The 12,128-nt window shown below is 72.3% G+C and carries 11 protein-coding genes; 5 read left to right on the top strand and 6 right to left on the bottom strand.

What is annotated here, in order from left to right; genetic code table 11:
- From VFJ21_10840 to VFJ21_10830, 3 genes are all read left to right on the top strand, one after another.
- On the top strand, positions 1 to 1,810 hold a 1,810-nt coding region (locus VFJ21_10840; protein ID HET7407616.1), incomplete at its 5' end, for a branched-chain amino acid ABC transporter ATP-binding protein/permease.
- Entirely contained in the window at positions 1,797 to 2,558 is a 762-nt protein-coding gene (locus VFJ21_10835; GenBank protein HET7407615.1) for an ABC transporter ATP-binding protein, read from the top strand. The genes VFJ21_10840 and VFJ21_10835, both read left to right, overlap by 14 nt.
- Positions 2,559 to 2,577: 19 nt before the next feature.
- On the top strand, positions 2,578 to 3,117 hold the full coding sequence (locus VFJ21_10830) for a pyridoxamine 5'-phosphate oxidase family protein (protein ID HET7407614.1): 540 nt from the start codon (positions 2,578 to 2,580) through the stop codon (positions 3,115 to 3,117).
- Between the two features lie 15 nt (positions 3,118 to 3,132).
- On the opposite strand, the gene VFJ21_10825 is transcribed toward VFJ21_10830, so the two are convergent.
- A complete protein-coding gene (locus tag VFJ21_10825) occupies positions 3,133 to 3,450 on the bottom strand; it encodes a hypothetical protein (protein ID HET7407613.1) in 318 nt (105 codons plus the stop codon).
- A gap of 95 nt (positions 3,451 to 3,545) precedes the next feature.
- On the opposite strand from VFJ21_10825, the gene VFJ21_10820 reads away from it, so the two are divergent.
- On the top strand, positions 3,546 to 4,595 hold the full coding sequence (locus tag VFJ21_10820; protein ID HET7407612.1) for a DUF4192 domain-containing protein: 1,050 nt from the start codon (positions 3,546 to 3,548) through the stop codon (positions 4,593 to 4,595).
- Positions 4,596 to 4,662: 67 nt separating this feature from the next.
- On the opposite strand, the gene VFJ21_10815 is transcribed toward VFJ21_10820, so the two are convergent.
- The 5 genes from VFJ21_10815 to VFJ21_10795 all read right to left on the bottom strand — a co-directional run bounded on the left by VFJ21_10815 (position 4,663) and on the right by VFJ21_10795 (position 8,724).
- Positions 4,663 to 5,562 (bottom strand): FKBP-type peptidyl-prolyl cis-trans isomerase, encoded by a 900-nt coding sequence (locus VFJ21_10815; protein ID HET7407611.1) that lies wholly within the window; start codon positions 5,560 to 5,562, stop codon positions 4,663 to 4,665.
- 90 nt (positions 5,563 to 5,652) lie between these two features.
- Entirely contained in the window at positions 5,653 to 5,985 is a 333-nt protein-coding gene (locus VFJ21_10810; GenBank protein HET7407610.1) for a hypothetical protein, read from the bottom strand.
- A gap of 95 nt (positions 5,986 to 6,080) precedes the next feature.
- Positions 6,081 to 6,821 (bottom strand): energy-coupling factor transporter transmembrane protein EcfT, encoded by a 741-nt coding sequence (locus VFJ21_10805; protein ID HET7407609.1) that lies wholly within the window; start codon positions 6,819 to 6,821, stop codon positions 6,081 to 6,083.
- A complete protein-coding gene (locus tag VFJ21_10800; protein ID HET7407608.1) occupies positions 6,818 to 7,453 on the bottom strand; it encodes an ABC transporter ATP-binding protein in 636 nt (211 codons plus the stop codon). The genes VFJ21_10805 and VFJ21_10800 overlap by 4 nt, the downstream gene beginning before the upstream one ends.
- On the bottom strand, positions 7,450 to 8,724 hold the full coding sequence (locus tag VFJ21_10795) for an ATP-binding cassette domain-containing protein (protein HET7407607.1): 1,275 nt from the start codon (positions 8,722 to 8,724) through the stop codon (positions 7,450 to 7,452). Before VFJ21_10795 ends, VFJ21_10800 begins: the two co-directional genes overlap by 4 nt.
- A gap of 38 nt (positions 8,725 to 8,762) precedes the next feature.
- On the opposite strand from VFJ21_10795, the gene VFJ21_10790 reads away from it, so the two are divergent.
- Positions 8,763 to 11,993, top strand: coding sequence for a carboxyl transferase domain-containing protein (locus VFJ21_10790; protein ID HET7407606.1), 3,231 nt, complete (start codon positions 8,763 to 8,765; stop codon positions 11,991 to 11,993).
- Positions 11,994 to 12,128: the final 135 nt, after the last annotated feature.

Raw genomic sequence — 12,128 nt, 5'->3', positions numbered from 1 at the left:
GTCGCTCAATCTGCTCATGGGCTACATGGGCCAGGTGTCGGTCGCCCACGGCGCGTTCGGGGCATTCGGTGGTTACGCCCTCGCCTACCTGTTCCTGCACCAGGGGTTCAACACGTTGGAGGGCCTGGGCGTCGGGCTTGCAGTCGCCGCGCTTGGCGGCCTGGTCGTGGGTTTCCCGGCTTTGCGCCTGACCACGGAGTGGTTGATCCTGTTGACGTTGGCCGCGCAGATCATCGTGATCGCGCTGGCCCAGACGTCTTCCAGCTTCGGTGGCACCTACGGCCTGCAGAACGTCGCCGGGCTCAGCGTCTTCGGTCACAAGCTGCTGCAGCCCAGCGACATGCTGCCGCTGTTCATCGCCTGCGCGGTGATCACGCTTCTGCTGTGCTGGCGCATGGGCGAGTCGCCGTACGGCCGAGTGCTGCGTGGCATCCGCGAGGACGAGCTCGCCTGCCGCGCGCTGGGCAAGAACGTCTACAGCTACAAGCTCGCCGTCTTTTCCATCACCGCGGCCATGGCCGGCGTCGCCGGCGTCTTGCTCGTCGTCACCAACCAGATCGCGTCGCCACCGCTGTTCAGCTTCGACCTGTCGACGACGATCGTCGCGATGGTCATCTTCGGCGGCATGGGCAACCTCATCGGTTCGGTCATCGGGGCCACCGTCCTCGTGCTGCTCACTCCGTTCTTCGAGAACGTGCTGTCGTTCGACGCGCAGAAGGCGTCGCTCTGGCGGCTCGTCGCCTACGGCATCGTCCTCGTGGCCGTGATGATGCTGCGGCCGCAGGGGCTGCTGCCCGAGGGCGCCGCGCCGATCCGGTGGACGAGCAACAAGTTGGCTCGCCTGCGCGGACGCCGGCCCGCCGCCGTGGCTACCCCCGCCGTGGCCGCGGCGGCGTCCGGTGACGGGCCGCCCCTGCCCGCGGAGGCAGCGCACGGCGCGTTCCGCGACCCCACACCGATCGCCGCCGACGAGCACTCGCTCGCCGGCGTACGCCTTCCGACCCCCGCATCCGTCGCGGTCGCAGAGCGCCACGACCCGCGACCGGTCGGCGAACCGGTCCTGCAGGTCACCGGTCTGTCCAAGAGGTTCGGCGGCATCGTCGCGGCCGAGGGTCTCGACATCGAGCTGCGACGGGGCACGATCACTGCGCTGGTCGGCCCCAACGGCGCCGGCAAGACCACGGTCTACAACCTGCTCACCGGCGCCATCGCACCCGACCGGGGCACCGTCATCCTCAACGGCGAGGACATCTCCGGGCTGCGACCTGACCAGGTGGCGTTGAGGGGGATGGCGCGGTCGTTCCAGGACGTGCGCGTCTTCCCTCGGCTGTCCTCGCTGCAGAACGTCATGCTCGCCGTGCCCGACCAGCCGGGCGAGCACCTCGGGCCCTTGTTCTTCCGGATGGCGCACAGCCGCCAGGTCGAGCGGCAGGTGCGCGACCGCGCGCTCGAGTGGCTGCACTTCGTCGGCCTCGATGAGTTCGCCGCCTACCCCGCCGGAGCTCTCGCATTCGGTCAGCAGAAGCTCGTCGCCCTCGCGCGCGTGCTCGCCAGCGAGGCCGACGTGCTGCTGCTCGACGAACCGGCCTCGGGCATCGACCAACAGTGGGTCGACGTGATGCTCACCCTGATCGAGCGCATGCGTGACCAGGGCCGCACGGTCTGCATCGTCGAGCACAACCTGCACGTGGTCGGCCGGCTCGCGGACCACGTCTACTTCATGGAGCTCGGCCGCATCACCGCCCAGGGCACCTTCGAAGAGCTCACCGGTGAGAAGCGACTTGCGGAGGCCTACTTTGGCATCGCCTGAGCAAGCGACGGCGCGCGCGCACGAGCACGTCGGCGACGCCGCGCGACCACTTCTCGACGTCCGCGGGTTGCAGGCCGGCTATGGCCGCAAGCGGGTGGTCTTCGACGTCGACCTCAGCCTCAACAGGGGCGAGATCGTCACCGTGCTGGGCCACAACGGTGCCGGCAAGACGACGACGTTGAAGACGATCTTCGGAATGCTGCCCCCCTTCGGCGGCGAGATCTGGTACGACGGCGAGGACATCAGCAGGTCCAGCTGCCGGCGCAACGTCAAGCGCGGCATGTCGTTGATTCCCAGCGAACGCTTCGTCTTCGGTGACCTCAGCGTCATCGACAACCTGCGCCTCGGTGCGATGCACGAACGTGCCGGCGACGAGCGCGAGCGCAGGCGCGAGCGCGTGCACGAGATCTTCCCGATCCTGCAGGAACGCACTCAGCAGATGGCCCGCACGATGTCGGGTGGCCAGCAGCGGATGCTGAGCCTGGGTCTCGCGCTGATGTCGAGCCCCCGACTGCTCATGCTCGACGAGCCATCGCTCGGCCTCGCGCCCGCCCTGGTCATCGACATCTTCGACCGCATCCGCAAGCTGGCCGACGAGGAAGGCCTGTCGGTCCTGCTCCTGGAGCAGAACGTCGGCCAGGCGCTGCGGATCGCCGACCGCGCCTACGTCATGCGTTCGGGCCGCGTCATCCTCGAGGAGTCGGCGGCCGAGATGCGCACCCGCGAGAACTTCTGGGACCTGTTCTGACAACCGCTCGGGAGGCCACATGCCGAAGCTGACGGATCGGGAGATCAGCGACTTCCTCGACGAGCCCGGACATCTGGTGCGCATCGGCACTGTCGACGCTGACGGGGCTCCGCGGGTGGTGCCGACGTGGTTCGTGTACGACGCCGGGCGGATCCTGTTCACGCCGCGCGGGACCTCCGTATTCCTGGACAACCTGCGGCGTAACCCGCGGGTCGCCCTGTCCGTCGACGAGGAACCCTTGCCCTACCGCAAGGTCACCGTGCAGGGCGAGGCGGTCATGCTGCACGACGTCGGGGTCGACGACGTCTGGCGCGACACCTACCGCCGCATTGCCTGCCGCTACATCCCGGAGGAAGCCGCCGACGCCTACATCCAGGACACGATCGACCAGCCGCGGGCGCTGCTCTCCGTGTCGTTGATGCACAGCCGCGTGTCGACCTGGCGGATGCCGGTGGGCGAGGAGCAGCACACAGGGATCTGGGCTCGGCGTTACTACGCCGACGGCACGCACATGGCCGACCTGGTCGCTCAGGGCAGCGGCCACGGCGCCTACGCCTGATCCGTCGGTCCGGCCTCAGCCCCGAAGCGCAGCCCGCAGCAGGTCCGCCACCCGGTCGGCGACGGCAACGGCCGCCGTGTCGGTCGCGCCGCCGGCCATCGTCACGATCTCGATCGTGACGAGCCCGGGCTGTCGCCCGGGCTGCACGTGCACGCCGACCTGGACGCTCCCGAGACGACGGCGCACGCGGAGCAGCAGGGAGTGCTGGGTCGGCGTGCTCCGGACGATGCGCCCCCCGCGGGCCGCGGCCGCCTGCACCGCGGCGTAGACGTCGGCCGGCTCGCCGGAGGTCTCGACCAGCCGGGTCGCCTGGTGAAGCAGCAACGGTGACACCTGCCCATTCTGGCGGCTGTGGACAGGCTCGCCGGACGTCCACAGATCGGGCGGCACGTCTGGTTCGGCACCGGCCGCGCGGTCAGGGTCGGCGCATGTCCGAGATGTCTGCTCCGGTTCGTGTCAAGGTCGACGGTCCGGGCGGCCTCGCCGCCGCCGTTCCGCACCTGTTCGGCTTCCACCCGCGCGAGAGCCTCGTGCTGGTCGCGCTCAAGGGCGCGCGCCGCCGGGTCGTCTTTCAGCTGCGGGTCGATCTCGCCGACCTCGGTCCGCGCCAGCTCGAAGATCTCGTGCTGAGGCTGCGGCACGCCGAGGCCGAGGAGGTCATCGCCCTTCTCTACACCGAGGACGACGACTCCTTCCGGGTGCCGGGCATGCCCCACGAGGACACGGTCGACGACCTTCGCAGCTGGTGTGACGGGCACGGGCTCGTGCTGACCGACGCGCTGCTCGTGCGATCCGGCCGGTGGTGGTCCTACCTCTGCGACGACCCTGCCTGCTGCCCCGCCGAGGGCACGGCGATGACGCAGGACGTCACCGAGACAGAGGTCGCCGCTGCCGTGCAGCTGGGCCAGGCGACGTTGCCCGACCGGGAGGCGCTCGCGGCCACGATCGCCCCTTACGACGGCATCCTCGCCGCCGCGATGGACCAGACGGTCGACCGCGTGGCAGCGGTGCCCCTGAAGCTGGGCGTCGCGGAGTTCGCGGCGCTCGCGGGCAGGACCTTCGGTGAGATCGCCCAGCGCTTCGCTGCGCCGCCGGCCGTCCTGAAGAAGGAGGAGGCGGCGCTGCTGCTCCTCGGCCTGTCCGACATCCGCATGCGTGACGACGTCGCCGGCCGGTGCGTGGCCGTCGGCGACGACGGTTCCTTCCCGCTGCTGCAGGAGCTCTGCCGGCTCGCGCCGCGGTCGCTGGCCGCGCCGCCCTACACGTTGCTGGCCGCGGCCGCCTACGGCCGCGGCAACGGAGCCCTCGCGGCGATCGCGCTCGGCCATGCGCTCGCCGCGGACCCCACCTACTCTCTCGCGCGGCTGCTCGACGACGCCCTGCAACGGCAGCTGCCGCCGTCGCTGCTGCGCGCGGCCTGGCGTCCCTCGGCCGCGGCCGGCCCGCGTCGGCGTAGCCGGGGTGTCCGGCGTGACTGATCCCGCCGTGCCGTCAGCTCGGCGCCGTCGAGCGCGACGATCAGGCGGTTGTTGGTCAGCTCCGCGGTCAGCTGGTGGTGCCGAGCTCCGCGATCAGGTCGAGCACGATCGCCGTGCTGTCGGTCGACGCTTTGCTGGCGTCCTGGGCCGGCACCTCGAGCAGCACCCGGCTCCCGAGCGGCACCCCGACGAGGGCGTCGAGCGGCCCGCCCTTCTGCGCACCGCCGACGGGCACGGCCGTCGGCTGACCGATCTGCCAGGTCGACTGCAGCGTCTTGCCGGTCCAGTCGACCGCGGTGTACTGCACGACCAGCAGGCCGCCGTCCTTGACCGGCGCACCGGTGCCCTTGTCGAGCACCGCAGAGGTCACCTTCTTCGGCGGTGCGGTGCCCTTCGGCACCGTCACCTTCGGTTCGCCGCTCAGTGCGCCCGAGACCTGTGGGCCGCTGCTCGGTGCCGGCTGTGGTTTCGCGTCCTGCTGCGCGCCGGCGTCCTTGCTGTAGGCCCCGATGACGTCGACCACGAAGACCAGGGTGTCGTTGCCCTTGATCCCCGCTTGGCTGTTGCCGTCCTTCCCGTAGCCCTTGTTCGGCGGGATCACCATGAGGATTCGGCTGCCGGTCTTCACCCCGACGAGGGAGTCGTCCCATCCGGCGATCACCTTGCCCACGCCGATCGGGAATGCCGCGGGCTGCTTGCGGTCGTAGGAGTTGTCGAAGACCTTGCCCTTCCAGATCTGGCCGAGGTAGTCGGCGACCAGCAGGTCGCCCTTCTTGACCTCCGAGCCCGAGCCGGTCTTGAGGATCTTGGCCTGCAGGGTCTTGCTCGGGCTCCCGGACGGGAAGTCGATCGTCGGCTTGCTGCCGTAGTCGCCCTTCACCGTGGGCAGCGCGCCCGACCCGCCCGACCCGCCGCAGGCGGTGAGCACGAGCAGCGGGCACAGCAGGGCCAGGAGAAATCGGCGCACGGGGGAACCTTCGCGATCGCAGGGAGTCCGCAACACGGTATCCCGGCGTGTCGCCGGTCAGGGGGGTGGACCGTCGGCCACGGCCGACGGTCAGCCGGTCGCCCAGACCGCCACGAACGACAACGCGGCCAGCACTGGCACCAGGCTGACCAGGGCCGCCCGGTAGGCAAGGTTCGGCCGCGCCCGGTGCGCGCCGCGATAGCGGCCCGCCCGGTGGTTCGCGGCACGGTTGCGCTCGCGGACCAGTGCCTGCTGCACGGTCATCTGCACTTCCATCAACGCGCACATGCGCTGCATCGTGATCAGCAGCTCACGGAGGAGGACCGTGTGCTCCTCCGGGGCCGAGGCGGTCGGCGGCGGGGGCGGCGGCGACGACAGATCCAGGGGGATGTGCAGGCGCGTGCGGGCCGGAGCCGCAGCCACAGGGCCTCCAGACGATGCGGTCACGACGTACGCCTCACGCTAGCCGCGTGGCCTCCCGCGCGCCGTCGGGCACGCCGGTGCGCGGTGCAGTTGCCTCAGGAGGAGATGACGGCGACGGCCACGACGCCGGCCAGCAGCAGCACGGCCAGCGCGTCTCCGGCACCGAACCGCACGGCCGGCCGTTGCGGGGGTTGGGGTCCGCCGCGGGCGTGCATCGCCTCGGCCAGCTCTCGAGCCCGCCGTGCGGAGGCCGCGACCGCGGTCAGCAGGAAGCGTCCGACCGAGACCGCACGTCGGCGCTCTCGTGCGGGCAGGCGCAACCGCCAGGCGGCGTACGCCGTGGTCACTTCCTCGACCAGCAGCGGCAGGCATCGCACCGACAGGGCGGTGACGAGCACGACGTCGTCGACCGGGAGGCGCAACGGCCGCAAGGGTCGCAGCAGCACCGCCAGCGAAGGAGCCACCTGGGCCGACGGCGTCGTCGCCGCGAACAGCAGCGCGCCCAGCACGAACAGCAGGGCCACCCCGGTGCCACGCAGCATCGTCAGCAGGCCGCCGAAACCGGCCGGGCTGCCGCCCTGGATCGACCCGATGACGACCGGGACGGCAAGCGCCACCACCAGCCAGGCCGGCGGACGCGGCAGCCAGCCTCGAGGCAGCCGGGCCGCGCCCCACGCCAGCAGGAGCACGACGAACGCCGCGAGCTCGACCGACCAGGTCGGCACCGCGGCCACCGCGAGGCTCAACCCCATGAGCACCGACAGCTTGGTGCCGCCCCACAGCCGGTGCACGGCCGAGTCGCCGGGCACGTACCTCAGGATCGGGGCGCGGCTCACGGCCTCACCACCCGGCCGGCCGCGATCTCGACGACGCGCCCGCTGGCCTGCGCCTCGTCCGGGTCCGGAGTCAGCACCATCGTGGCGATGCCGTCGTCGCGGGCGTGCGCCAGCGCCAGCAGGATCCGCTCCGCGTTGTCCGGGTCGATGCCGGCGAACGGTTCGTCCAGCACCAGCAGCCGCGGCCGGCGCACCAGCGCCCCGGCGATCGCCAGCAGCCGCTGCTGGCCGCCGCTCAGCTCGTCGACCCGTCGTGGGCCGTCGACGAGCGGGTCGAGACCGACGCGTTGCAGTGCCGAGACTTGCGCCGCGGGCGGCACCGCCGGGTCGAGCGACAGGTCGTCGTCGACGGTCGCCCCGAAGAGCTGGAGCCGAGCCTGCTGCAGGCAGGCGCCCACCAGCTCGCGGTGGTCGGTGAGTGGCCGCCCGTCGAGCCGCGCGTCGCCCTCGGTCGGGCGCAACACGCCGGTGACGATCCGGAAGAGCGTGCTCTTCCCCGACCCGTTGTGGCCGTGCACCGCGATCGCTTCGCCCGCCTCGACCGCCAGGTCGACGTCCGACAGGGCGCGGTGCTCCCATGGGGTGCCGGCGTCGTAGACGTGGCCCACGCCGGTCAACGTCAGGAGCGTCATGGCACCCACTCCGTCGCCTCGCCCTGCGCCACCCGCAGCACCCGGTCGGCGGCGGTCAGATCGCTGCGCCGGTGGGTGATGTGGACGACCGTGATGCCCGCAACGGCCAGGCCGCGCAGCAGCTCGACGACCGCGGCGCGCCCCTCGGGGTCGAGCATCGACGTCGACTCGTCGCTCACGACCAGGTGCGGGCCGCGGGCCAGCGCGGCGGCCACCGCCAGCCGCTGGAGCTGCCCACCCGACAGCGTCGCCGACTCCCGGTCGCCCATCCCTTCGAGGCCGACCGCGGCGAGCAGCCCTTCGACGTCGACCGCTGACGGGTCGGGCATCCCCCACACCACGTCGTCACGGACCAGCACGCCGAGGACCTGGCTGTCGGGGCGTTGCCCGATGACCGCGGTGCCGCCCGCGCGGCCCAGCCCGGCCGCGCCTGGCCGGCACAGGCGACCGCTCGACGGCGGCATGCCCGCGAGGATCAGCCCCAGCGTCGATTTCCCCGAACCGTTGGGACCGGTGACCGCGACGAACTCCCCCGGCGCCAGCTCCAGCGAGAGACCGTGCAGCGCGTCGTCCTCCGCGTCGGGGTAGCGGAAGCACAGCTGCGACGCCGACAGCGGCACCGGACCCGGCTCGCCGTCGTCGGCCGGTGGCAGCAGCGGGTCGCGCAGCATGCCGGTGACCCGAGCCAGCAGCAGGTGCGTGAGGGCCAGCGCTGTCAGCACCAGCCAGGCGACGATCGCCAGCTCGGCGAGCGCGAACACCAGCCGCCAGTGGTCGATGATCGCGTCGACCGTGTGCCGTGGCCACGGCTGGTCGAGGATGCGGGCGACGCCGTCGGCGACCGAGCGCATCTGGGCGAACAGCAGCTTTCGCGAGGTCGGGAAGAGCTCGAGGCTGCCGATCGTGATCCCGGCGGCAGGCACCCAGACTCCGATGGAGCCCAGGACCAGCGTGCGCACCGGGTGCCAGCCGCGACGCAGGCCCAGACCGGCCGCCGCGCCGCAGGTGGCGACCAGGCCCATGTTCGGGGGACCGTTCGGGCCGAGGGTGACCGCGGAGAGCACGACCGCGACCGTCCAGCCGACGAGCACGGCGCGCATCCGACGCCGGGCGGCGAGCAGCCCGAACGGCACCATCGCGGCCAGGATCAGCAGCGTCCCGAACGGTAGGAAGAACCCCGCCACGACCAGCGCCAGGGCCAGGTCGGCGAAGACCGCCACCTCCGCCAGCTCGACCGCGTCCAGCGAGCGCGACGGGCGGCGGCGGGGCATCCCTCAGTGTGACGCCCCCGGCGTGCGACGCTGCGGCCATGCGGCCGACGCTTTCCAAGGTGCTCGTCGCCAACCGCGGCGAGATCGCAGTACGGATCATCCGTGCCTGCGCAGATCTCGACGTCACCTCCGTCGCGGTCCACGCTCTCGACGAGGCCGATGCCCTGCACGTCCGTCGCGCCGACGAGAGCCGCGCCCTGGACGGCAGCGGCCCCGCGGCCTACCTCGACATCGCGCAGGTCGTGGGCGCAGCGGTCGACGCCGGTTGCGACGCCGTGCACCCGGGCTACGGCTTCCTCAGCGAGCGCCCCGAGTTCGCCCGCGCCTGCACCGAGGCGGGCCTCGTCTTCGTCGGCCCGAGCCCCGAGACGCTGGCGCTCTTCGGCGACAAGGCCGCCGGCCGGGCGCTCGCCGAGCGCTGCGGCGTACCCGTCCTGCCCGGCACCGGCCCGGCCGACGCGGCGACGATCCGCGAGTTCCTCGTCGCGCTCGGCCCCGACGCGGCAGTCATGCTCAAGGCGGTCGCCGGCGGCGGGGGGCGCGGCATGCGGCCCGTGCACGACCCGGCCGTGGTCGAGGCGGCCTACGAGCGCTGCCGGTCGGAGGCCCAGGCGGCCTTCGGCGACGGAGCCGTCTACGCCGAGCGGCTGCTGCCGCACGCGCGCCACATAGAGGTGCAGATCGTCGGGGACGCCACCGGCGCGGTCGTCCACCTCGGTGAGCGGGAGTGCAGCATCCAGCGGCGGCACCAGAAGATCGTCGAGATCGCCCCCGCGCCCGGCCTGCCGCCGGACCTGCGCGAGGCCCTGTTGAGCGCAGCGCAGCGGGTGGCCACCGAGGCGGGCTACACCGGTGCCGGCACCTTCGAGTTCCTCGTCACCGATCCCGGCGAGACCGACGCCGGCGAGCCGGCGCACGCCTTCATCGAGGCCAACGCCCGGCTGCAGGTCGAGCACACCGTCACCGAGGAGGTCACCGGCGTCGACCTCGTACAGGTCCAGCTGCTGCTCGCCGGCGGCGCCACGCTCGCCGACCTCGGGCTCACCGAGTCGCCGGCGCCCCGGGGCTTCGCCGTGCAGGCCCGGGTCAACCTGGAAACCGTCGACCGGTCCGGCGCGGTGCACCCCACCGGCGGCACGCTCGAGGTCTTCGAGCCGCCCACCGGCCCCGGGGTGCGGGTCGACACGTTCGGCCGCGCCGGCTACCGCACCAGCGGGCGTTACGACTCGCTGCTCGCCAAGGTGATCGCGCACGCCCCCTCGGACGACGTCGGGCCGGCGCTACGCAAGGCGGCGCGCGCCCTCGGGGAGTTCCGCATCGACGGCGTGGCGACGAACATCTCCTTTCTCCGCCGGATCCTCGAGCACCCGACGGTGCTCGCCGGCCGGGCCACCACCGCCTTCGTCGAGGAGCACCTCGAGGACCTGGTCCCCGAGACACAACCCGAGGCCGTTCCCGGCGAGCCCGGTGACGGCACGGTCAGCGCTCCCGTGCAGGGCACGGTCGTCGCGCTCAGCGTCGCCGAGGGCGACACCGTCCCGGCCGGCGGCCAGCTGCTCGTGCTCGAGGCCATGAAGATGGAGCACGTCGTCATCGCGCCCGGCGCTGCCGTCGTACGCCGGATCCTGGTCTCGCCCGGCGACGTGCTGCGCGCCGGGCAGCCGGTCGTGCTGCTCGAGGCGACCCACGACGAGGGGCCCGTCGCCGTGTCGGAGGAGGTCGTCGACCTCGACGCGGTCCGGCCCGACCTCGCCGAGGTGCACGAACGGCACGCGGTCGGCCTCGACGACGCCCGTCCCGACGCGGTCGAGCGTCGCCGCAAGACCCACCAGCGCACGGCTCGCGAGAACGTCGCCGACCTCATCGACCCGGGCAGCCTCGTGGAGTACGGCCCGCTGGTCATCGCCGCCCAGCGCCGCCGCCGCGCGCTCGACGACCTGATCGCCCGGACCCCCGCCGACGGGCTGATCGGCGGGCTGGCGACCGTCGACGGGGCGCCCGCCGTCGTCATGTCCTACGACTACACGGTGCTGGCCGGCACCCAGGGCCAGCAGAACCATCGCAAGAAGGACCGGCTCTTCGAGATCGCCGAGCGGCAGCGGCTGCCGCTGGTGTTCTTCACCGAGGGCGGCGGCGGGCGCCCCGGCGATACGGACTCCTCCGGCGTCGCGGGGCTCGACTGCATGGCCTTCCACCTCTTCGGCCGGCTGTCCGGACTGGTGCCGCTGGTCGGCATCGCGTCGGGTCGCTGCTTCGCGGGCAACGCCGCGCTGCTCGGCTGCTGCGACGTGGTCATCGCCACGGCGGACTCCACGATCGGCATGGGCGGTCCGGCGATGATCGAGGGCGGCGGCCTCGGCGTCTACGCGCCCGACGAGGTCGGGCCGATGGACGTGCAGGTCGCCAATGGCGTGGTCGACGTGCCCGTCGCCGACGAGGCCGAGGCCGTCGCGGTCGCCCGGCGGTACCTGTCCTACTTCACCCACCCGCAGACCGACTGGGCATGCGCCGATCAGCGGTTGCTGCGCCGGGTGATCCCGGAGAACCGGTTGCGGATCTACGACGTACGCGCCGTGATCGAGACCCTCGCCGACACCGGCTCGGTCCTCGAGCTGCGCCGGGCGTGGGCGCCGGGCATGGTCACCGCGCTGGTCCGCGTTGACGGCCGGGCGATGGGGCTGGTCGCGAACAACCCGGCCCACCTCGCCGGCGCGATCACCTCCGACGGGGCCGACAAGGCGGCGCGCTTCCTGCAGCTGTGCGACGCGTTCGACCTGCCGGTGCTGTTCCTCTGCGACACCCCGGGAATCATGGTCGGCCCCGACGCCGAGCGCACCGGCCTCGTGCGCCATGCGAGCCGCCTGTTCGTCACCGGGGCCAGCCTGACCGTGCCGTTCTTCACGATCGTGCTGCGCAAGGGCTACGGGCTCGGCGCCCAGGCGATGGCGGGCGGCAGCTTCAAGGCACCGGTGTTCACGGTCTCCTGGCCGACGGGCGAGTTCGGCGGCATGGGGCTCGAGGGCGCCGTCCGGCTCGGCTTCCGCAACGAGCTGGCCGCGATCGACGACGAGGCCGAACGGCAGGCGACGTTCGAGCAGATGGTCGCCCGGATGTACGAGCACGGGAAGGCGGTCAACACGGCCTCGCACTTCGAGATCGACGACGTGATCGACCCGGTCGACTCGCGGGCCTGGATCAGCGCCGCGATCCGCGGCTGGCAGCCCGAGCCGCGCACCGGCAAGAAGCGCCCGTGCGTCGACACCTGGTGAGAACCCGGGCCTCGGCGGACCAGGCCAACCACCCCCCGGGCGACTACTGCCGCGGTGTTGGGGTCAAATGATCTCTATCAGGCCCTATACCGCGGCAGTAGTGCGCGTTTTGGACCGATCTCAGAGGAGACGGAG

It is taken from the genome of Mycobacteriales bacterium (assembly GCA_035690485.1).
GTDB lineage: Bacteria > Actinomycetota > Actinomycetes > JAFAQI01 > DASSKL01 > DASSKL01.
The sequence above is the reverse complement of the archived record's forward strand: the minus strand, read 5'-3'. Positions and strand labels throughout refer to the sequence as shown.